This is a genomic window from Agrobacterium sp. CG674 (genome assembly GCF_053521645.1).
The window spans coordinates 43,431-65,120 of the sequence record NZ_JBNWDZ010000011.1; the positions used below are offsets into that span (position 1 = coordinate 43,431).

Annotated in this window: 14 protein-coding genes and 1 pseudogene; 10 read left to right on the top strand and 5 right to left on the bottom strand. The window is 54.7% G+C overall.

Annotated features, from left to right (window positions below):
- Positions 1 to 10: 10 nt before the first annotated feature.
- The 6 genes from ACQZ51_RS21700 to ACQZ51_RS21725 all read left to right on the top strand — a co-directional run bounded on the left by ACQZ51_RS21700 (position 11) and on the right by ACQZ51_RS21725 (position 8,351).
- The gene (locus ACQZ51_RS21700) at positions 11 to 919 is read left to right on the top strand and encodes a carbohydrate ABC transporter permease (RefSeq protein ID WP_448780521.1); all 909 of its coding nucleotides are present in this window, start codon (positions 11 to 13) and stop codon (positions 917 to 919) included.
- Positions 920 to 930: 11 nt separating this feature from the next.
- Positions 931 to 2,880, top strand: a complete 1,950-nt coding sequence (locus ACQZ51_RS21705) for a glycoside hydrolase family 127 protein (protein ID WP_448780475.1) — start codon at positions 931 to 933, stop codon at positions 2,878 to 2,880.
- On the top strand, positions 2,877 to 4,055 hold the full coding sequence (locus ACQZ51_RS21710) for an ABC transporter ATP-binding protein (RefSeq protein ID WP_448780477.1): 1,179 nt from the start codon (positions 2,877 to 2,879) through the stop codon (positions 4,053 to 4,055). The genes ACQZ51_RS21705 and ACQZ51_RS21710 overlap by 4 nt, the downstream gene beginning before the upstream one ends.
- Before the next feature lie 867 nt (positions 4,056 to 4,922).
- Positions 4,923 to 5,951, top strand: coding sequence for a substrate-binding domain-containing protein (locus ACQZ51_RS21715; protein ID WP_448780478.1), 1,029 nt, complete (start codon positions 4,923 to 4,925; stop codon positions 5,949 to 5,951).
- Positions 5,952 to 6,346: 395 nt separating this feature from the next.
- Positions 6,347 to 7,885 (top strand): IS3 family transposase, encoded by a 1,539-nt coding sequence (locus ACQZ51_RS21720; RefSeq protein WP_448780480.1) that lies wholly within the window; start codon positions 6,347 to 6,349, stop codon positions 7,883 to 7,885.
- A 301-nt stretch (positions 7,886 to 8,186) separates the two neighbouring features.
- Positions 8,187 to 8,351 (top strand): helix-turn-helix domain-containing protein, encoded by a 165-nt coding sequence (locus tag ACQZ51_RS21725; protein ID WP_448780523.1) that lies wholly within the window; start codon positions 8,187 to 8,189, stop codon positions 8,349 to 8,351.
- 457 nt (positions 8,352 to 8,808) lie between these two features.
- On the opposite strand, the gene ACQZ51_RS21730 is transcribed toward ACQZ51_RS21725, so the two are convergent.
- Positions 8,809 to 9,129 (bottom strand): hypothetical protein, encoded by a 321-nt coding sequence (locus ACQZ51_RS21730; RefSeq protein WP_448780482.1) that lies wholly within the window; start codon positions 9,127 to 9,129, stop codon positions 8,809 to 8,811.
- Positions 9,130 to 9,443: 314 nt separating this feature from the next.
- Positions 9,444 to 12,032 carry an HWE histidine kinase domain-containing protein gene (locus ACQZ51_RS21735; protein WP_448780484.1) on the bottom strand — a complete coding sequence of 863 codons (2,589 nt, stop codon included), beginning with the start codon at positions 12,030 to 12,032 and terminating at the stop codon, positions 9,444 to 9,446.
- Positions 12,033 to 12,322: 290 nt separating this feature from the next.
- On the opposite strand from ACQZ51_RS21735, the gene ACQZ51_RS21740 reads away from it, so the two are divergent.
- Positions 12,323 to 12,637 (top strand): transposase, encoded by a 315-nt coding sequence (locus tag ACQZ51_RS21740; protein WP_448780486.1) that lies wholly within the window; start codon positions 12,323 to 12,325, stop codon positions 12,635 to 12,637.
- Positions 12,638 to 12,717: 80 nt separating this feature from the next.
- On the opposite strand, the gene ACQZ51_RS21745 is transcribed toward ACQZ51_RS21740, so the two are convergent.
- Together ACQZ51_RS21745 and ACQZ51_RS21750 are read right to left on the bottom strand one after the other, a co-directional pair.
- Positions 12,718 to 14,535, bottom strand: coding sequence for a methyl-accepting chemotaxis protein (locus tag ACQZ51_RS21745; RefSeq protein WP_448780488.1), 1,818 nt, complete (start codon positions 14,533 to 14,535; stop codon positions 12,718 to 12,720).
- A 207-nt stretch (positions 14,536 to 14,742) separates the two neighbouring features.
- Positions 14,743 to 14,946, bottom strand: a complete 204-nt coding sequence (locus ACQZ51_RS21750; protein ID WP_042619860.1) for a cold-shock protein — start codon at positions 14,944 to 14,946, stop codon at positions 14,743 to 14,745.
- Positions 14,947 to 16,145: 1,199 nt separating this feature from the next.
- Between ACQZ51_RS21750 and ACQZ51_RS21755 the strand changes: the two genes are divergently transcribed.
- Entirely contained in the window at positions 16,146 to 16,571 is a 426-nt protein-coding gene (locus ACQZ51_RS21755) for a VOC family protein (protein ID WP_448780490.1), read from the top strand.
- Between the two features lie 81 nt (positions 16,572 to 16,652).
- Here the strand turns inward: ACQZ51_RS21755 and ACQZ51_RS21760 are convergent.
- Positions 16,653 to 17,241, bottom strand: a pseudogene (locus ACQZ51_RS21760) (IS66 family transposase); the annotation flags it as partial.
- 206 nt (positions 17,242 to 17,447) lie between these two features.
- Between ACQZ51_RS21760 and ACQZ51_RS21765 the strand changes: the two are divergent.
- A complete protein-coding gene (locus tag ACQZ51_RS21765; RefSeq protein ID WP_448780492.1) occupies positions 17,448 to 18,533 on the top strand; it encodes a FecR domain-containing protein in 1,086 nt (361 codons plus the stop codon).
- Positions 18,534 to 18,572: 39 nt separating this feature from the next.
- On the top strand, positions 18,573 to 21,317 hold the full coding sequence (locus ACQZ51_RS21770) for an EAL domain-containing protein (protein ID WP_448780494.1): 2,745 nt from the start codon (positions 18,573 to 18,575) through the stop codon (positions 21,315 to 21,317).
- Positions 21,318 to 21,690: the final 373 nt, after the last annotated feature.

Sequence of the window (21,690 nt, forward strand, 5' to 3'; positions counted from 1 at the left end):
CTCCCCGACCATGACAGCTTCCAGCCATGCAACCGAGACTCGAGCGAACCCGGCGAACGAAGCCGCAAAGCTCGCCCGTGCTCGCGGCAAGCGCAACGGTGCGGTCGCCTACCATACGGCCGGCGTCGGCATCGTCCTCTTTTTCCTTGCACCCTTCGCCGTCGCGTTCCTCGCCTCGTTCCGCAACGGTGCGGAGGGGATGACCCCGCCGCTGCCGCCGTGGCCCACGACAGGTTTCAGCCTCGACTCGTATCGCTCGCTCGATACCTTCGGTGCTGGTGTCTGGCAGCACACGTTGAACTCGCTAATCGTCTCGCTCGCCACCGTCGTCCTCACCGTCGCCATCAGCCTGCTCGCGGGCTACGGTTTCTCGCGCTATCGCTTCCCGCTGAAGAACACGTTGTTCGTGCTGATCATCGCGACGCTGATGATCCCGTTTCAGTCGATACTCACACCGCTGTTCCTCATCCTGGCGAAGCTCGGGCTCAACAATTCGCTCTTCGGGCTGGTGCTGGTCTATGTCACTCTGCAACTACCCTTCTCCGTGTTTATGATGCGCAACGCCTTCGACGCCGTGCCAAAGGAGATCGAGGAGGCTGCGCGAATCGATGGGGCGCGAGACCTGAAGTTGCTGGTGCGCGTGCTCCTCCCGCTTGTCCTTCCGGGTGCCGCCACCGTTGCGATCTTCGCCTTCCTCAATGCCTGGAACGAGTTTCTCGCGGCACTCGTGCTTCTTTCCAGCAACGACAACTACACCATGCCCGTCCTCATGATGGCGGTGCGGGCCGGCCGACTGGGCGCGATCAACTGGGGCGCGGTCCAGGCCGGGGTGGTCGTCATGACCATCCCCTGCCTCTTCATATTTCTTCTTCTCCAACGCTACTACGTGCGCGGCCTCATGGCCGGCGCCGTCAAATGAAAGTGAGATCCATGGACAGCACCGTTCCAACCAAAACCCGCACAAACCGCCAGTTCCGCCCTTTGCCCGTGCCAAGCGTCTCGCTCCAAGGCCTGTTCGGCGAGCGGCAGGACGCGATCTGCGCCACCACAGCTGAAACCCTGCTAGACCGTTGCGTCGAGGCCGGCATGCTCGCCGCCATCGACGTCAGCGTCCCAAGCCCTGGCGTCGTGCTTCCGATCCAACCCTGGGACGGCTCGACCCAGATGTTCTGGGACAGTGATTTTGGCAAGTCGATCGAGACGGTGGCCTATTCGCTCTATCGCACGCCGAATCCTGCGCTAGAGGCGCGCGTGGATGCGATCGTGGACCTCTATGAAAAGTTGCAAGACGAAGACGGGTACGTAAACGCCTGGTTCCAGCGCGTTCAGCCCGGCCGCCGCTGGACGAACCTGCGCGACTTTCACGAACTCTACTGCGCAGGCCACTTAATCGAAGGTGCAGTCGCTTACTTTCAGGCGACGGGCAAGCGGAAGCTGCTCGACATTATGGCACGGTTCGCCGACTATATGATCACGGTTTTCGGTCATGGCGAGGGGCAGATACCAGGCTATGATGGGCATGAGGAAATCGAGCTGGCCCTCGTCCGGCTGGCGCGCGCCACCGGCGAGCAGAAATATCTCGACCTCTCCAAATACTTCGTCGACGAGCGAGGAAGGGAGCCGCATTTTTTCCTTGATGAGGCGAGGAGGGACGGTCGCGCGAACAAGAAGTTTGTCTTCCACACGTTCGAATACAATCAGGCACACCAGCCGGTGCGGGAGCAGACCAAGGTCGTTGGCCATGCCGTGCGCGCCATGTATCTGTATTCCGGCATGGCCGACATCGCCACCGAGTATAACGACGACAGCCTGACAGAGGCGCTCGAGACGCTTTGGAGCGATCTCGTTACCAAGCAGATGTACGTCACCGGTGGTATCGGCCCGTCGGCGGCAAACGAGGGCTTCACCGACTATTATGACATGCCGAACGAGAGTGCCTATAACGAGACCTGCGCCTCGGTCGGGCTCGTCTTTTGGGCTGCTCGAATGCTCGGGCGCGGCCCGAACCGCCGCTATGCAGACATCATGGAGCAGGCGCTCTACAACGGCGCTATGGTGGGCTTGTCGCTCGACGGAACTCGGTTCTTCTACGACAACCCGCTTGAAAGCGCTGGCGAGCACCATCGCTGGTCCTGGCATCCGTGTCCATGCTGCCCGCCTAATATCGCCCGGCTGCTCGCCTCGGTGGGTTCCTATATGTACGCCTCCTCCGAGGACGAGATCGCCGTGCATCTCTATGGTGAAAGCGAAGCGCGCTTCGAACTGGCAGGAACGCAGGTGACGTTGCGCCAAGAGACGCGCTATCCATGGGACGGCGCGATCCGCATCACGGCGACGCTGACGGCTCCGACGCGCTTCGCCGTTTCACTAAGGATCCCGGAATGGGCGACCGGTGCCATCCTGTCCCTCAACGGTGCGCCCGTCGATTTGGCGGCAGTCGTCGTGGATGGTTATGCACGGATCGAACGGGACTGGAGCGAGGGCGATGAAATCAATCTCGACCTGCCCCTGAAGGCCAGGCTTCTCCATGCCAATCCGTTGATCCGTCAGGATGCCGGCCGTGTGGCTCTTGTACGCGGACCGCTCGTCTATTGCATCGAGGAGACCGATAATTGCGCAGGGCTCAACCGACTGACGCTGACCGGTAGCAGCATGGCCTCTGCCAAGGAAACGTTGGTGCCCGAGCTGAACGGTGCCGTTGCGATCGACGTCGACGCCGCAAAGGACGAGGCCGACTGGGGAGCCTCGCTCTATCGCGAGGCCGCTCCAGCAAGGTCGCCCGCCACGGCGCGATTTGTCCCCTACCATCTCTGGGATAATAGGCAGCCTGGCGAGATGCTGGTGTGGGTACGGAACGGTTCGGGGGGAGACACTGAATGATCCCCTCCTTGATTGCAGCCAGCAACGCACCCTCCATCGAACGCGATTCGGCGCTTAACGACGATCAACCCCTGCCATCAGACGGCGGCGTCGTTCTGTCGGGGATCCGCAAGTCCTTTGGCAGCCTCGACATCATCCACGGAATCGACCTGTCGATCCCGGAGGGTGCGTTCGTTGTATTCGTCGGGCCGTCCGGATGTGGCAAATCCACTCTGCTGCGAATGATCGCAGGGCTTGAGGAGGTCACGGACGGGCTAATCGCTATAAAGGGACGCGACGTGACCGACCTCGATCCGTCAGACCGGGGTATCGCTATGGTTTTCCAGTCCTATGCGCTCTACCCGCATATGAGCGTCCGCGACAACCTCGCCTTCGGCTTAAAGATGGCCAAAACGCCGAAGGAAGATATTGATCGTCGCGTTGCTGCGGCCTCTGCCATCCTGAAGACCGACCATCTACTCGACCGTCGGCCGGGGCAGCTTTCTGGAGGTCAGCGTCAACGCGTTGCCATTGGGCGTGCAATCGTCCGAAAGCCAGAGGTCTTCTTGTTCGACGAGCCGCTTTCCAATCTCGATGCGGAATTGCGGGTCTCAATGAGAATCGAGATCTCGCGTCTCCATCGCGAGCTCGGCAATACGATGATTTACGTAACCCACGACCAGACGGAAGCGATGACGCTGGCGGATGTGATCGTTGTCCTTCGTGACGGTCGCATTGAGCAGGTTGGAAGCCCTCGCGAGATCTATGAAAATCCGGCCAACAGCTTCGTAGCGGGCTTCATCGGCTCGCCGCGCATGAACCTTTTGAAGGCTGGACATGCAGGTCGCCAAACGGTCGTGCTGGCGGACACTCCTTTTGCTACGCCGTTCCCTATTTCTGAAGTTGGTGACAGTGGTGGCGAGATTTTGGTGGGAATTCGACCTGAACATATCGCAGTTCAGACCGAGTTGTCAGACGGCGGCCAAATTCCAGCTACCGTGGATTTTCTCGAGTTTCTCGGTGGCACTCAATATCTGTACTGCCAGCTGGCGGACGGCCAGGCGGTGACGGTCGAGTATCGTTCTTCCACCATCATAAAACCGACCCATCGCGTCTACCTCTCCTGGTCCCCACAAAACACGCACATATTTGACGCGTCAGGGCTCCGCATGCGGGAGGTTGTCTCGCGCAATTGAATGACGAACGCCCTCTCAGCATAAGCCGGTAAACTTCCACAAGACTATCGAACTCTGTGCAGCCCTGATCGTTGCGGCAGATGGTTGGGTGCGCGCCGCGAACATAACCGCATGCCGTAGCGCGGTCGGTTGAATCGGTTCACATACGCGGAGAACACCTATCACCGCACCATCGGCTTGCCCCAGGCATGGGCGCGACGGTGATGACGCTTGCTCGTCAAAAGCACACGCACGGGTTCGGCTTCAACAGGGGCGCGATCAACGAATGGAGGAATTAGACTGTTCGCTTTAGGCGTGGACTACGAAACGAATTCGGCGCAGGCGTCATTGGGATCGAAGAGGAAGCCCAGTCATCCTAGTCGATCCGCTCGACCACAACATCGCGCGTCAGAACCCCGCCGATTTCTGGTTCGGCTTGCATCCGTCAGATGCCGCCATCAAGCAGGCACGCCAGCGACCGGGTTTTGACCCGGCTGCGATTGTGGGTATCAGTATTGATGCCACCGACTCGAGCCCCTTGCGGTTAGTGCCGATAACCAACCGCTAGCGCTCGACTCTCGCTGGCATGACGATCACGCAGCACACTGCTGGCACCGGAAAGATCACTACAGCTTATATCGACCGAAACGGTCACCGATGTCGAGCGATCTGCCCAGTGCGTAAGTGCAGACGGGCGTTGATTGACAACTTCAGCATTGGGTAGCGCACCCCGCCATATTGAAGCGACGGTGTGCAGGACAACCACTAGCTTCGTCATTCAGCGAGTCAGTTTCTCGTGACAGACAAAAACCATCGAGATGATTTGATTGCCCTCATCATCTGATGCAATTATTGCAGAACATAAAAGTTGATTCCAGTGAGGTCTGAATGAAACGTCCGACAATATCAGATGTTGCCAAAGCCGCTGGTGTCAGCGTCGCGACAGTTGATCGCGTCTTGAATGGTCGCTTGCCTGTTCGCGAAGAGACATCAAAGAAAGTGTTCGCTGCCGCGGAGCGTCTGAGCTTTCACGCGACCAACATAATTAGGCAAAGGATGCTCGCTGATCTACCGGTGTATTCCTTCGGTATCATATTGCGCAAAGAAAGGCAGGAGTTCTATCAATCTTTTGCCTCTGAACTTCAACTCGCCGCCGCAGCGGTCAAGGATCGCCACATCCAACTCACCATACAGTATCTTAAAACGGGTGAGCCGACGGAATTGTCGGAGATGATGTTGGGCATGTCGGGAAAAATATCTGCTATCGCAGCAACCGGTCCTGATCATCACGATGTGACCGCCGCCGTTTCAGCTTTGAAGTCGAAAGGCATCCCTACTTTCTCTCTCCTGACGGACCTAGCTCAAGGCGTTCGGGAAGCCTATTTAGGTACGAACAACATGAAAGTCGGCCGCAGTGCCGCGTGGATGATATCGAAACTTTCCCAAAACCCCGGCAAGGTTCTACTGTTTCTGGGAGGGCACCGTTTTCACGGACATTCTCTGAGGGAAATGGGGTTTCGGGCTTACATGCGTGAGTTTGCGCCTGAGTTTCAGGTGTTGGACGCACTCATCAATCTGGAGACGCGCCAACTTACCTACGAGATGATGATGGATACGCTTTCACGTCATCCGGATCTTGTCGGTGTTTATTGCATTGGCGGGGGTATGGAGGGTGTTATTGAGGCACTCAATCAAAGTCCGCGTTCCGAACAGATAGCTTGCCTGGTCAACGAGCTGACCCCGCAATCAAGGCAAGCCTTGCTTGAGCGCAGGATTTCCGGTGTTTTCCAAACCCCGCTGCGCGAGTTATGCACCGATTTGATCTCCACCATGATCCACACAATCGAACACGGCATGGCGGAGAGCCCAGGACAGAGATTTTTTCCCGCTCATTTGTGGGTTCCTGAAAGCCTATGATGGTTTGATAGATAATATCAGACTTCATTGGTCTATTTCTATCATTGCTGCAAGGTAAAGCCGTAACGGAACGGTTGACCATACCCTGTCTCTCAGACAATTGTGCCTTGCGACGGTGGAGACAGGAGGCCGTCGCCCAGAACTCAATAAAGTAATGCATCGCTCTCGTTCCCGATTTCATCTGGTCCCCCGGTGGAGAGGAGGATGAGTGCCGCCTTTCTGAAGAGTCACGGTGACCGTTGGTATTTTTGAGGAGGAACTTAAATTGAAAAAACATCTCATGGTCGTGGCATTTGCAACACTGATGGCGACATCTGTGTTTCGGCATGGAATATTGACCCCTCTGGCGGGGTGAGGGGATGCGGACGAAAACTTGGACCACCAGGAGGTAGTTCATGTATTCCTACGCAGACAGACTTCGAGCCGTTGAGCTTTACATCAGGCTTGGCAAGCGGGTTAAGGCAACCATTCGCCAGTTGGGTTATCCGACCAAAAATGCTTTGAAGGGCTGGTACCGTGAGTACGAGCAGCGTTTTGATCTGTTCGTTCGCTATCCGGTTCGAATGCCGAAATATTCCGAGGATCAGAAGCAGGCGGCGCTTGAGCATTACCAGACCCACGATGGCTGTATCTCTGCGACAATACGAGCACTGGGTTATCCCGGCCGAGGAACCTTGACCGTATGGGTTCGAGAAGCGTTCCCAGAGGCGAGAGCTTCCATGGTCGGTCGATCGTGGCGTCCGGCCTATTCGGAGACTTTGAAGCAGGTTGGTATCATGGAGCTTTGCAGTGGAGAGGAAAGTGCCCAACGAGTAGCCGACCGGCTGGGCGTCTGCAGGCCGACGTTGTACAACTGGAGAAATCAGTTACTCGGTCATGAGGCTCCTTCATCCATGAAACGCCGCAAAACCTCTGCGCCGGCGCCCGAACGCGAGGAACTTGAGCGACAGCTCGAAGTCCTCCAACGCGATGTCCGTCAGTTGCAACTCGAGCATGATCTGTTGAAGAAGGCCAACGAACTGCTAAAAAAAGGCCTGGGCGTCGATCTCCAGACCCTGAGTAATCGGGAAAAGACACAGCTGATTGACGCCCTTAAAGAGACCTATCGCTTGCCAGAAATGCTCGCCCAACTGCAAATTGCGCGAAGCTCCTACTTTTATCATCGCACGCGCATGTGTCTCGCAGACAAGTATGCCGCCGTCCGGGACAGCCTTGCGGAAATCTTTGAAGCGAACCGTCGTTGTTACGGCTATCGGCGACTACAGGCGTCGCTGGCCAGGCAGAGCGTGATCATCTCGGAAAAGGTTGTCCAGCGCTTGATGAAGCAGGAGCACTTGGTCGTTGCTAGACCGCGTCGCCGGCGTTTCGGATCATACTTGGGAGAAATCAGTCCGGCCCCTGACAACTTGATCAATCGCGACTTCCATGCAGACGCGCCGAACGTGAAATGGCAAACAGACATCACCGAGTTCCAGATCCCAGCCGGGAAGGTCTACCTTTCGCCTATCATCGATTGCTTCGACGGCATGGTCATCAGTTGGTCGATTGGAACGCAACCAGATGCGGAGCTGGTCAATACTATGCTTGATGCAGCCATTGAGACCGTGACCGAAGCAGAGGAACGGCCAATTGTCCATTCCGATCGCGGAGCTCATTATCGCTGGCCTGGCTGGCTAACGCGGATCAGCGAAGCGAAACTGGTTCGCTCGATGTCCCGAAAGGGCTGCTCACAAGATAACGCTGCTTGCGAAGGCTTCTTCGGTCGATTGAAAACAGAACTCTTTTATCCACGAGATTGGAAGGCCATCACAATCGAACAGTTCGTTGCCGAAGTAGACGCTTATATCCGCTGGTACAATGAGAAGCGTATCAAGATATCGCTGGGATCACGCAGCCCGGTCGAATATCGAAGAAGTCTTGGCCTTAACGTATAAATCAGTCCAAGTTTTTATCCGCATCCCCACGGGGTCAATATTCAACGCCGATTGACACCCTGGGTCTGAAGGTGGCCGAAGCGAAGGAAGCATTGCTGCCAATTCTTCCAGGGTGCAGACGCCGCTTTCCTCATGGTGAAGACTGATTGGAACAACATCGAGGGACACTACCGTGCTGTTGCCCAGCCCTTCGTTAATGCTCTCGAAACGTCCGCCGTCAAACTGGCCGTAAGCCTAACGGCCACGCTTTCATTTTTCTCGGGCGTTCAAGGCAACCTTTGGAGAACCGCCGTACCGCTACCTGAACATCAGGCGGGTAGAACGAGCAAAACTGATGCTTGCTGAAACACGTCTCACCGTTGGGGACATCGCCCTTGATTGCGGTTTCAACGGAGTAAGCCAGTTTGGACGGTCGTTCAGAGATGTGGTTGGACAAACGCCACTGGAGTTCAGGCGACGCTCCTGATTGTTTCCCAGTCAATCTGTGAGATTAGCGACACACTGCGCAATCGCGCAATGCGACCGCAAGGTATTTGAACGCAGTGACAATCGACGTTCACGGTACCGGAACGACCAAGCAAACTCAAGCTTGCCCTTTCCGAAACAGAAACCTGCCGGAAGATGGGACTTCTACCCCATTTTCATTCAATGCGTCGTTCCCTTACTCCGATTATGCTGCTCCGACTTCATTCTCCTATTTCCCCGTAAGCTCAAGTAAGCATGGAAGAAGAGCGATACGAAAAACCCAACGCCAGCCAAGGCCATGTATGCCGCAAGCCTGTTTGACGCGTTGTGCCACCCGGCCAGTATTGCCGCTGCGCTAAGCGCCATCAGAAACATCACCACGAAGAAAAAGCACATTGCCGCTTTCCATGGCCCCGATGTTTTTGCGATGTAGGTTTTTAACCAGGACTGGTGCTTGCTCAACGCGTTTTGCCTCCGAGGCGCTCGATGTACTGCACGCTCGGTAGGCCCAAGAGATCGTATGCTTCTCCCATTTCGTGCGCGTCCATCAGGTTGCCGTTCACTTCTGAGTTTAGGTCAGTGAAGATATTGAAAACCGTCTCGTATGCATCATCGTCGTTCTTGCGCATGTCGCGGTCTTCGCTCGGATTTTGCAATTTGCATCTCTTAACCAGCTTTCTTTCGGCCAGCCATATTTCAGAGAACATCTCCGCCTGACACTCAGTAGCCGCTCGAATAGCCTTCAGTTGGAACAACATATTTCCGAAATCGGCAACCAAGACGAACCCTACGATGGCGGGGATCGTCGCCGCTAAAATATGGTTGTCCTGCTGTTTTCAACAGGACTACGTCAACATGACAGAGCGAACGACGTTTTCCAAAGGGCCAAGTTTACACATTCGTATTTCAAATATTAGGCTTCAATTAAGTTTACTGCCGCGCGTCATAGACGGGTTTTCCTGATAGTTAGGCGACCAGGATGAAGCTGATACTGCTAAGTAGTTTCCAGCAGAACACCGCAAACCAAAGTCGGTTCAATTCAATCAAGGGATTGAGAAGCCGCCCCTAATCTTGATAACGTAGAATGCCGAAATCAGGTCCTGTCATTTGTCGTTGGTTTCAGATTGGGGAGGGAGCCCATAATCGCACGACCTAGCGCGACTGCGAGCGCGCTTTCCGCAATAGGCTTGCGTACGACGGGAACATCTCTCAACTCTTCCGTAATATGAATTCCATCCCGATAACCCGTGGCGAAGATGAAGGGAATGCCGACTTTAGTAAGTCGTAGTGCGACCAACTCAGACGACGACGAACCCAGATTAAGATCTAGAACCGCGCAATCTGGCGCAGCAACGTCAATAGAGTTGAGAGCGGCCTCTACAGTTGATGCGATCGAAACCTTGCTCGCGCCGAGTGTGGAGAGAAGCTCCTCGGTATCCATGGCAATTAACGCCTGATCTTCGACAAGCAGGACGCTCTGACCCTGAAGAATCTGTTCATCGATGACGCCGGCTCCGTTCTTCGGAGCATCAGGTTGCGCCACAAACGCATATAGGTGTTTCGCCGGGATAATGATCTGCGCTCTCAAACCGTCTTTGGCAAATTCGATTTCGACTTCACCGCCAAGGTCGTAAGACACCGTCTTCTCAATGAGCTTCGATCCAAAACCGCGACGGGTGGGGGCAACCACTTCGGGCCCTCCGTTTTCAGCCCAAGTGATCCGGCAGTCGCCACTATCCTCGATATTCCAATTGATATCCAAGCGGCCAGACGGCACCGAGAGGCTGCCATATTTTGCGGCATTGGTCATCATTTCGTGTAGAAGGAGGGCGACGACACCAAATGCGCGCTCCGTCAGTCCGACGGGTTGACCCGAAATTGCTACCCTATCCGGGACAGGCCCGAAGCGATGCATATCAGCTTCCGCTTCGATGAGATCACGCAGGCCTCCGCCATCGCCTCCTGCGAAGGACTGATCATGCGCGTAAGACAGTGCGTGGAGCCGACCTTCGAACGCTTGCGTGTAGTCTTCTACAGATGCAGCGCTGGCGCCCGTTTGGAGAGCTATCGATTTAACCAAGGCGAGAATGTTCTTTACGCGGTGGTTCAGTTCGGAGTTGAGAAGCTTCCGCTTCTCGTCTGCCTTGCCGCGTTCTTGCTCGGTCGCGTCATTGTGCGAAAGCATCATGTCACGGACATATCCCCTGACGGCGTCGGCGACGACAAAGTCGGCGTCGGTCCACGGGATCGACTTATGGCGCACATCTTCCCGCCAGGTCTCGAAGCTGCCGCGTGGCGACAGTCGATGACCCTTCTCCGTCAAGGTCTCAACCTTTTTCGGCTCACCTGCCCATTCGATCTCGTGCGCCTCTTCGCTTCTGAAGAAGACCAGAAAATCGGGCGAGGATATCGAAATCGGAATTGCGAGAACTCCAGCGACACTTTTTCCGTACTCTTCGACGTCTCCGGTGACGTCCCGAAGGTCTTGCGTCGCCCAGATCGATCGTCCCGCTTTTTGGGTGACCATTCTCATAAGTGTTGGAACCGCTTCGTCTGAAGGGGCAGTGCCGGTACTCGCCCACTCCCCGCCGATCCAAAGTCCGGCACCATCGCTGGCGACTAGGGACATGAAATCGTAAAGCCGTTCTTTGAGAGCATCTCCGACCGGAGCGTTGGGATCGACACCAGAGATGATGGCGTCCAGGCGACTGCGGGCGCTGAGCGCCGCGGCTTTCTGCTCTCGGTGCTCGATGCCAGCAACATGAAGCGAGAAATACTGCGCAAACAGTTCAGTCGCGACACGAAGCGGTATCGACAGCCATTTCGGAGTGTTGTGATGACAGGCGATTAGGCCCCAGAGTTTGCCATCGACGACGATGGAGATCGACATCGATGCCGAGACGCCCATGTTGCGAAGATACTCGCAGTGGATTAATGACACGCTGCGCAGTTGTGCGAACGACATATCGACAGGCGCGTCGGTATCGGAAATCCGAGGCTGGAGCGTGACAGGAACGAACGAGACGTTGCCGATCACGCGAACCCAGTTCCTCATGTAGAGCTGGCGTGCCTGAACGGGAATATCCGAAACTGGAAAGTGCTGGCCGAGAAAACTGCCGAGCGCAGGGTCTTTCGCCTCGGCCACGACACGGCCAGCTCCATTGTGCAGGAACCGATAGATCATCACGCGGTCGTATCCGAGCATGGCCCGGACGAGTTTTGCAGTGCCTTTAAAAAGCGCGTCAAAATTCTTGTGCTTGTCAACCCGGCGAACCAGAGACTGGGTAAGATGTAAGGCGACTTCCGTGTCTTCCGGAGTTCCGGGCTGTTCGAATTCAAAGAAGGTCCGTCCATCGTAGCGATGCACGGTGATGTCGGCGGTCTTGCCCTCGCCAAGCTCGGCCTTGAGAACGACACCCGCGATCTGACCGGCACCAGCACGAGCAGCGGCATTTGCAAGGTTGTGAGCGACGCTTGCGCCAACCAGTTCAGAGAGTTCTGCTCCGACGTACTCTCGGTTCGTATCTCCGAGAAAATCTCCAATGTTCTCGGAGACAAAGGACACGAGGCCGGTCTTGTCGTCCATTACGACCATGGCACCATTAGGTTGGATGGCTCCAGGAATGTGGATCGGTTCGCGATCGCAATTTGTAAGATCAACTTGGGATCGGTCGTAGCTCAACGATTATTCCTGACTTTCACGGGTTGGGCAGCCGAGGCCGTTTTGTCACAAGATTTCTGAACCCGCAATATGTAGAGAGCTTCGCATATTTTACGAGGAGAGAGGTTCTTTGGATCAATAAAGAACGTTGGAAAACCTGGATGGAGGATGTTTTAGTGTCTGTACAAGAATGGCGATAATTGCGCGGGGTTGAATGAAGGGCGGCAATCAGCTTCTTTGTATTTTGCGACAAATACGGAGAGATCAAACGGCCTGGACCCTTCACCCGGCGTTACCATGACAGAAGCCGGATGCGCTACGCAAGTGACGTGACGGATCGGGAGTGGAGCATGATCGCGCCCTTCATGCCGTCGCAGCCACTGCGAGGTCGCAGACGCACGAGGTCACTTCGCGCTGTAATGGACGCCATCTTCTACCTGCTGCAGTCGGGTTGCCAATGGGCGTTGCTACCGCACGATTTTCTGCCGAAGAGCACGGTCCATCAGTATTTCAAGCGGTTCTGCAGGCACGGGACGTGGCAACGTACTCATAACGCGCTCTATTGCCGGAGGCGGCGATTGAAGGGCGCGAAGAGCAGCCCTCGTTCGCCATTAGCCAATGGGTGAAGACTGGCCCCGATCCGTAAAAGCAATAGCGGCGTATTTCACCCAATTTTTTGGCCGCATACACTTTCCGTGTCAGTTTTCTAGAACTCTTCCCAGCTTTCCTGAACCGCTGCAGCAGCTGAGGCATTCGGCATCCGGCGAGGGGCCGCAACGTAGGACGAACGCTGGACTGGTGTGTTCGCAACAAGTGATGGTGCACTTTTAGTCGTTGCCTGCCGTTTGGTCTCGACAGGGTTTGTCGATTGCGAGCGTTTCACAACTTCGAAACGGAACTGATCAAGTAATTCGAACAGCGCCGCGGCCTCCTTGGCCAGTTCATGGCTGGCCGCTGTCTGTTCTTCAACCATGGCGGCGTTCTGCTGTGTGCCCTGGTCAACCGAATTAATGGCCCTGTTGATTTCGCTCAGCGCAGTCGACTGCTCACGGGAAGCTTCTACGATGGCTGTGATATCGCCATTAATGTTCTCGACGTGGGAGGCGATCTCCTGCAAAGCTGTCCCGGCTTTCGTCACCAGCGTCACGCCGTTGCTGACATATGAACCAGATGCGGTGATGAGGACCTTGATCTCTTTTGCCGCGGTTGCTGAACGCTGCGCAAGTTCGCGCACCTCTTGGGCAACCACAGCAAATCCTTTTCCAGCCTCACCCGCGCGTGCCGCTTCGACACCTGCGTTGAGTGCCAGCAAATTCGTTTGAAATGCAATTTCGTCGATCACGCCGATGATGTTTGAAATTGCCTTGGAAGATGCGTCGATTTGATCCATAGCGCTGATGGCTTCACGCACGACATTGCCTGAGTGGTTGGCATGATCCTTGGTGCGAGCGACGAGACGGCCAGCCTCTTCAGCGCGCTGGCTGGAGTCTTTCACGGTCGTCGTAATTTGTTCCAAGGCGGCAGCCGTCTCTTCGACAGAGGCCGCTTGTTGTTCTGTACGCTTTGCTAGATCGTCTGCAGATATGCGAATTTCGTTGGAGCCAGAGGTGATGGCCTGTGCATTTTCGGCAACTGCGGCCATGGCGAGCTTTAGCTTCTGAGATGCAGAATTGAAGTCCGTTCTAAGTCTCTCCAGCGATGGAATAAAAGGGCGATCGATTTGCTGAGATAAGTCGCCATCGGCAAAGCGCGTTAACCCTAGCGCAAGCTGCTCGACATTTTCCACCCGCCCGGTGACATCAGTCGCAAACTTGACGATTTTGATGATCTTTCCGCTTGGATCGAAAACCGGATTGTAGGACGCCTGGATATGAACATGACGCCCACCCTTGCCGATGCGCAGGAATTCATCCGCGACGTATTCGCCCATGCGTAGCCGGGTCCAGAACTCCATATATCTTTGGGAGCTTGCCTCGGTAGGCTCTACAAACATGCGGTGATGCTGACCGACGATCTCGTTCAGCGAGTACCCCATCGCCTTCAAAAAGTTTTCGTTTGCGGTTAGAATTTTGCCCTCGGGCGTAAATTCGATTGTCGCCTGTGCGCGAGAAACGGCTGCGAGCTTTGCGCTGCTATCAAGTCCACCCATCTTGGTCTGCGTAATGTCGTTTGCAAATTTGATGATCTTGAGGACTTTGCCACTGCTGCTCTTGACCGGGTTATAATTGCCCCGGATCCAAATCTCGTCACCGTTTTTTGCGATGCGCTTGAACTCGCTGCACTCGAAAGTGCCGCCTTGAAGTTTTCGCCAGAAAGCGGTATATTCGGAGGAGCCGGCATATTCTTTATCGATGAAGATACGGTGATGCTGTCCGACGATCTCTTTCTCGGTGTACCCCATCAAATCGCAAAAGTTCTTGTTAGCTCTGAGGATAGTGCCGTCCGTTTCGAATTCGATGATGGCAAAGGAGAGATCAAGTGCGGAGAGGACCTGATTGGAGTTGGAAGCAAAAAAGTCGATCATAGCGCGCGCCTGGTTTGATGGGATTTGCTGCCACCACGATAATCTTAAATGATTAATATACTGACTATAGTAACCAAAGAACCGACGGCCATTTTCGACGCCGCGAGTGGCGTGCGAGCGCACTCAATGACTGCTAATACATTGTCTCGGAGATAGCTTCAGGTTTTTCAAATCATTGACGATGTCAGCGACACTGGCTTCGCATAACTAAAGCACACTGACTTTTTCGGCCTGCAATTTACCGGTATCGCGATCCTGGCCAATCTCAAAGCTCACTTTCTCTCCTTCTCGTAACGTGCTGCGTTGTTGCAAAGACGAAATGTGAACGAAGACATCGTGACCGCTTTTCTCAGACGTGATGAAGCCATACCCTTTCTCGTCATTGAAAAACTTAACTGTACCTGTTGCCATTATCGTTCCTCGGTACCTAGCAGCCGCTGCCCTTTTTCATTTTACAGCGTGGGGCGGGACGAATCAATCGCCGCTGAGGTGTGGCTGTAGAACGAGGGCGTGCGGAAGAGAAGGGCCATCATCTTCCTACAGTTTTTGCGGATTGCTTGTATCGTAGCAAAAGGTGTCGAGCTATCACAACGCTCACTGTCAGCGCACACAACGCCACTCCAATCATGACTGCATGAAGCAAGTGGAAGGTAACAATGTCCTGGGTGCGGGAAATGTTAGCGCTTTCGCCAAACGCATAATCGGAACAGAGCAGGTTCTGCCGAGTTTGTTCTATTGAGGACTTGGAGGATAGACAATGTCGGAAACTGGTAGCGGCCGCAGACAAGATGAAACACGGGTAGCAGATAGTCAGGATCAAGATGCTCTGTCTCGTCCCGTCCGGGAGATAGATAACATCTCCCGACTGTCGGAACATCACTTGACTCGCCAACTAAAGACTGAGGCGAGAGACCAGGAACCTCTGACTTCAAGCCATATGGTGCGCTTTGCCGCAAGCCGGCTTCTCTCTTTCAAGCCGATCAGTACAGAAGAAGATTTTAAGCTCTTGTTGGATCGGCTTGTAGCCGCTGAGAGAGCGGAATGACCCTCTTAGCTTGGAGAAGGGGAACTTGCCCCTGTTCAACATTCGCTTCAAAATGGGTACGCAGTCCTAAAACATATATACGCAACGCTTTCTTCTAGAGGCATCGACCTCACAATTCTGAGGGCTGCGCTTGCGTAGGCCCTTGTTCCGCTGACCGTTTCAATTGGCGAGGCCACTTACCCCTGAGGGGTGACGGAAGAGTGGTAAATTCCGCAGAAACTGGATTTCATCGCGTGTGAAGGTCAGTGCTCAGATAAGTGTCGCAGCATCGCTACTGTACCGGGCAAGGCTCGAAATGTACCGTAAGCGGTGTTTTCCTCACACATTGACCAAGCTTGATTGGGCTTTCCGAAAAATGCCGCTACGACATTGATGGCAAGAATGCGCCACAAGCGGTGGTGCTTGACGATGGAGCCACAGGAAGCTAGCTTGGTTCTGTCTAAAACAGGTTAGGCTCGGGAAGGTTGGCCCGCCCCCCACAATGTGGGTCCTTCCGCTTCTATCTAGCGGCCCAAGACTACCACGGCATGAGCATGGTGCGCGTGCCGAGAGTAGGAGTATGGGTATGAAAGCTAGAATATCAGTGATGACGCTGGGCGTTTCCGACCTGGAAAAATCGGTTTCATTCTACCGCGATGGTCTCGGGCTGCCGACTGAAGGGATCATCGGACAAGAGTTCGAACATGGCACGGTCGCGTTCTTTGATATGGGTGGAGGTCTAAAGCTGGCGCTTTGGTCGCAGAGCGACGTTGCTCACGACACAGGGTTGCCCTTACAGCCGCCTAGCTCCACGTCCTTCGCCATTGGCCACAATGTGTCAACGATGGAAGAGGTCGAGGAGGTGATGGCCGCCGCTGAGCGGGCCGGAGCCGAGATCGTGAAACGCCCCGTGTCCACCTTCTACGGCGGCTACGCTGGCTACTTCCGTGATCCCGACGGACATTTGTGGGATGTGGTTTGGAATCCTCATCTGCTCCCTCCAACAGACTGAGCTTCTTGAACGGTGCGCCAACACCGGAAGGTGGACGCGTGAACCTGCTTCGGCTTGTCCGCTTCAGGCCGACAGCAGGCTTCAGCCGTTTGTTCGTCCCGAATAATTCCACGGCAAGAGCTCATCAATGCAACTCTGCCTGTGGCCGTTGACGATGGCGGTGAGCGTCGCAGTCAAATAGGCCAGCGGATCGACGGCGTTGGATTTGCAGATTTCGATCAGCGAGGTGATTGTCGCCCAGTTCTTTGCTCCCGCATCATGGCCTGCAAAGAGCGCGTTCTTCCGAGTGAGAGCAATCGGCCGGATGGTCCGCTCGACGGTGTTGTTGTCGATCTCGACGCGGCCGTCGGTCAGGAAGAGCTTCAGATCATCCCAGTATTTGGCGATGTAAGCCAATGCCTCGCCGAGCGGCGACTTGGTTGCGACGAGTGGCGCGTTGATGGACAAGCCAGGACTGCATGTCGGCGACGAGCGGCGCTGATCGCTCTTTCCGTCCGGTCATGCGAACCTCCGGATCAAAACCGCGCAATTCGGTCTCGATCCGATACTGCTCACCGATCCGCTTGACGCCATCCTCGGCAAGCGGCACTGAGCCGTTGCGAGTACGCGCGATGGCGGCGATCCGGGCGGCTGATGCCCCTTCCTCAAGACGGATCGTCATTGGGCCAAGAACGATCTCAGGGCGACTAACCGTTTTAGGCGGCGGTTCCGAAACTGGCTTCGCAAAGCCGGGATCAGGCCGAGACCGCAGAAAGGTCAAAGGGATCATTGTGCATAACGCCGTCTTTAAGACTAACAAGGCAACTATTTTGAATCACTACTTTAGCTGTTTATTAAACTGAGGCTGGGATAGTCCTGCAAGGTTAGGGGCATTAAATGTATCGCGTATTATCAGCAACAATCTTGGTTCTTATGATGGCTTTTGCAGCGAGAGCCAGCGATGCTGACTGGCTGGTGGCCAAGGCCAGCCAGCAGGTAAATTATACTATAGACAAAGTCACATGGAAACCTGCGAAGGTGGGCGATCCTATCCCAAATAAAGCATGGATATCGACCGGCCCTCGAGGGCGCGCACAGCTTGTGCGCGGCATTGAAAGCATAACGTTCCAGCCCAACACATTAGCGGGTCTTTTCACCAAGTCCGGGATTTTCGAGCGAAGGACGGAAATATATCAACAGGTCGGTACGATCGATCTAGAGATCGAAAAACGGAACACGCCACACACCACGGTGCAGACGCCATTTCTGGCCGCAGTTGTAAAGGGTACTAATTTTAGGGTGGAGGTGACGAAGCAGAGTGCCGATGTCTCCGTCAATCGAGGCCTTGTACAGGTGACATCATTCGGGTCAGGCCAAAGGACGGATCTTGGTCCCGGACAGCGCGCGGCCGTTGATTCTTCCCGTGGCATGACTGTTTCCAGTGAAGGCGCTGCCCCCTCAATATCATCAGTAGCTCCTTCGGTCGGCAGAGTGCCCGCGATCGGTTCAACCAAGGCAGTAAGCTCGAAACCAGATGCATCCTCCACCGCATCGCCGAACTCGTCTTCCCAGAGACATGGTTCTGCCTCTAAGGGCAACAAGGCGTCTGGTGGAGAAAAGAGCGGAAATGGTAACGGCCATTCTGGGAACGGCAGCAATAGTAAGGGGAACGGCGGTTCCAACGGCAACCAAAGCAATGGCCATTCCGGCAACTCCGGAAACGGAAATTCTGGTAGCGGGGGGCAAGGCAATGGTAAGGGCAATAGCGGCCAGGGCACCGGCAATGGCGGTTCCAACGGCAATCAAAGTAGCGGCAACAGCAATGGCCATTCCGGCAACTCCGGAAACGGGAATTCTAGTAGCGGGGGGCAGGGCAATGGACAAGGTAGTAACGGCCAAGCCAATGGAAAGGGCGGCAACAGCAACGGTAATTCCGGCAACGGGAATAATGGCAATGGTAATGGTAATGGTAATGGTAGATGATCTATGGAGAGATGCCAGTCAATACTTTTGGGACTGACGTTGTCACGGCTGATCCATGTGTTGTTCATAGTCGCAATGATCGCAACCGCCCTACTCGGACAAAGTCTTTCCTTCACTCGATATTTCGATGAGAAGCTAATCTCTTATCGGTTTTCGGCCGCCCCTCGAACCGCCTCCCAAAGCATCGTCTATCTGGCAATTGACAAGAAAACTCTCGATAGCGTCGGTACGTGGCCCTGGCCTCGCAGCATTTATGCGACAATCCTCGAAAAGCTGACGCAGGCAGAAGTCAACGACATTTTTATTGATATCGATTTTAGCACGCCATCCACGCGACAGGAGGATGAGCGTCTGCGCTTGGCCCTTCAGAACGCCGGCGGTAGCGTTATCCTGCCGATCTTCAAACAGCAAGCAGCGGCGAATGACAACGGCATAGACGCCACAAAGCCAATTCCTTCTTTGGCAGAAAATTCGTGGCTTGGTTCAGCCAACGTGTTTCCCGATAGCGATGGCCTACTAACACGTTTTACTTTAGCCGATATGTATAACAAGGAGCTGGTTCAGGCCGTACCAGCCCTATTAAGCAAGTCTACTATGACGGCGGGCAAACCGCGCATCGACTTCTCTATTCTGCCTTCTACCGTCCCGACCATTTCCCTTGGAGATTTGCTCCATCCGATCTTCGACATGAACCGGCTCACTGGCCGCTCAATCGTTATCGGTTCCTATGCGACAGAACTAAAAGACATTTTCGCCGTACCCGTCTATGGGCAGTTGCCGGGGCCAATGATCCATATTCTTGCCGCCGAAACGCTGCTACAGGATCGCGTCCTCACCGAATTCGATCAGCGTGGCGTGTTCCTCGCATATGCTGCCCTCGTCGTGATGACTGTGTTTGGGCTGAAACGACGCCGCACACTGATCAGCATTCCGCTACTACTCCTCCCTTTGCTAGTAGGCGAAGTTGTATCGTTCTTCTTACAGAGACAGACCAGCGTAATTCTTTACACCGCGAACGGCTGGACAATTACTATTATTAGCCTCGCACTCCTCATGGCCGAAAAGGTCGACCTCAGTCGCTTGACTGCAGAGATTGCCAATGCCGAGAAAAGGAACATGCGCCGCCTTCTTGGCAAGATCGTCGTCGACAGCACCGACGGAATTCTGGCCTTCGATCACAACCTGAAGGTATTCGAAGAAAGCCGTTCTGTCCAAGCGATGCTGAACACCGAAGGTGACATCAAAGGCAAGAAACTTTACGAAGTTCTCCCCCCGAAAATTTTCGATCTCGTCGACAATCTCGTTGTCGCGCATCGTTTTGACGGTCAGCTTGTCCAACGTTCATCGGGGAGTTTCTCTTTAGCGCTCGGTGACATGAGCGCACATTTCGAAGTTGTGGCTACAATATCTCCGGGGGCAACGCGGTTTGAAGCAGGGAAAGACCCTTCCGAGGTATTTATCGGGAGCCTTGTCATTCGCGACGTGACAGCAAGGCGGACCTATGAGGATCGATTGCAGTATCTATCCGAGCACGACGACCTCACAGGGGTCCTGAACCGTCGAGCATTCAACGATTACATCGAGAAGGTAGAAGCTTCTCCTCTTGTCTTCGCGGTTGGAATTAACCGTTTCAGCGTGGTCAATACGACAATGGGGAGAGAGTTCGGCGACGAGCTTTTGAGAGGCGTTTCAGCTCGTCTGCTGACGAACGAGGATTTTCTTTCTGTCGGTCGCCTGGAGGGCGACGTTTTCGCTGTCGCCATCGCGGCGTCGCCGATAATGAATATTGAGCGTTGTGCCCAGACAATTCTGGACATCTTCGAATCTCCTCTTGAGATAGCGAGCACTTTAATCAAGGTCAGCGTCACGGTCGGCTGTTCCAGCGCGGACACGGTCAGTGATGATCATAAGGGGTTGATCGAGAAAGCCGAGCAGGCTCTCGAGGAAGCCAAGACTATACCTGGAAGTGGCTGGAGGGCTTATGACCCCGCGTCGGCATTGCGCCAATTTAGCGCGAGAAAGCTTGAGCATGCAATGCGTGAAAGCCTCGAAAAAGGCGACTTCTTTCTTCTCTATCAGCCTCAGATAGATTTTGCATCAGGTGCCGTCGTCGGAGCGGAGGCCCTTCTTCGCTGGGAGCATTCAGATTATGGAATGGTATCACCGGCCACTTTCATTCCCATAGCAGAAACAAACGGGTTCATCTGTGAGCTGGGCAAATGGGCGCTTCTAGAAGCATGTCGGCAAGCCGTCAGTTGGCCCGGAAATATGAGCGTGGCCGTCAATGTCGCGGCAATTCAGCTGACCCGGGGCAATCTCGTTGCCGAGGTGAAAGATGCACTGGAAGCCTCAGGACTGTCAGCTTCGCGCCTGCATCTGGAGATTACCGAGTCCGCGCTCGTGGAGCATAGCGCGCCGATCCTCCAGATGATCGGAGAATTGAGGAGCATAGGTATCACGATTGCCCTTGATGATTTTGGTACCGGCTACTCCTCGCTTAGCTATCTCGCTGGCTTTCCACTGGATAAACTGAAGATTGATCAGTCATTCGTACGAAAGATGTCCCACGATGATCAAAGCCTTGCAATCGTTCAGGCGGTCAAAGCGCTTGCAGGCGGACTGGGACTTGCTGTCGTTGCAGAGGGCGTAGAAACGGAGCGCGAAGCTGACCTTTTGAAAACGATGGGATGTGAGGTCGCGCAGGGATACCTATACGGTCGCCCGCAAAGCTCAGCTGACCTCCTCTCGCTGATCGCCAAGCCACCTTGGATGACCGCCGCTTAGTCTTGAAATGGCCCATTGCGTAGTCGTGGTCGAAACATATGAGATTTTTCAAAACCGTTGTTCGTCTCGTAATCGGTAGCAAGCCCGAGGTTCGATTCCTATCAAGGCGGTGGTATTGATACGAGATGCCGGATTACTTCGCCAGCCTGTAACTCCGGCGTAGACCTCGCATCGCCATTTGTGGCGTACAGAAGCCTGTCCTCCGGTAAACGCCTGGAATACTGGACAAGCGTCGAGCGAAGTTTTGTGTGCTTCAGTCGATATTGCTAATCGCCCGCAGCGGGCGGCTGTTGTGAGATAGCACGATCACGACAAGATGGAACCCACGTTATATCGCGAGCCGCGCAGCCTGATAGTTTGCCTAAAATAGATT

Coding starts and splice junctions, on each gene's coding strand:
- ACQZ51_RS21700 (WP_448780521.1), top strand. CDS start 11: ATGACAGCTTCCAGCCATGCAACCGAGACTCGAGCGAACCCGGCGAAC.
- ACQZ51_RS21740 (WP_448780486.1), top strand. CDS start 12,323: ATGCGCTACGCAAGTGACGTGACGGATCGGGAGTGGAGCATGATCGCG.
- ACQZ51_RS21765 (WP_448780492.1), top strand. CDS start 17,448: ATGTATCGCGTATTATCAGCAACAATCTTGGTTCTTATGATGGCTTTT.
- ACQZ51_RS21745 (WP_448780488.1), bottom strand. CDS start 14,535: ATGATCGACTTTTTTGCTTCCAACTCCAATCAGGTCCTCTCCGCACTT.
- ACQZ51_RS21715 (WP_448780478.1), top strand. CDS start 4,923: ATGAAACGTCCGACAATATCAGATGTTGCCAAAGCCGCTGGTGTCAGC.
- ACQZ51_RS21750 (WP_042619860.1), bottom strand. CDS start 14,946: ATGGCAACAGGTACAGTTAAGTTTTTCAATGACGAGAAAGGGTATGGC.
- ACQZ51_RS21755 (WP_448780490.1), top strand. CDS start 16,146: ATGAAAGCTAGAATATCAGTGATGACGCTGGGCGTTTCCGACCTGGAA.
- ACQZ51_RS21705 (WP_448780475.1), top strand. CDS start 931: ATGGACAGCACCGTTCCAACCAAAACCCGCACAAACCGCCAGTTCCGC.
- ACQZ51_RS21720 (WP_448780480.1), top strand. CDS start 6,347: ATGTATTCCTACGCAGACAGACTTCGAGCCGTTGAGCTTTACATCAGG.
- ACQZ51_RS21710 (WP_448780477.1), top strand. CDS start 2,877: ATGATCCCCTCCTTGATTGCAGCCAGCAACGCACCCTCCATCGAACGC.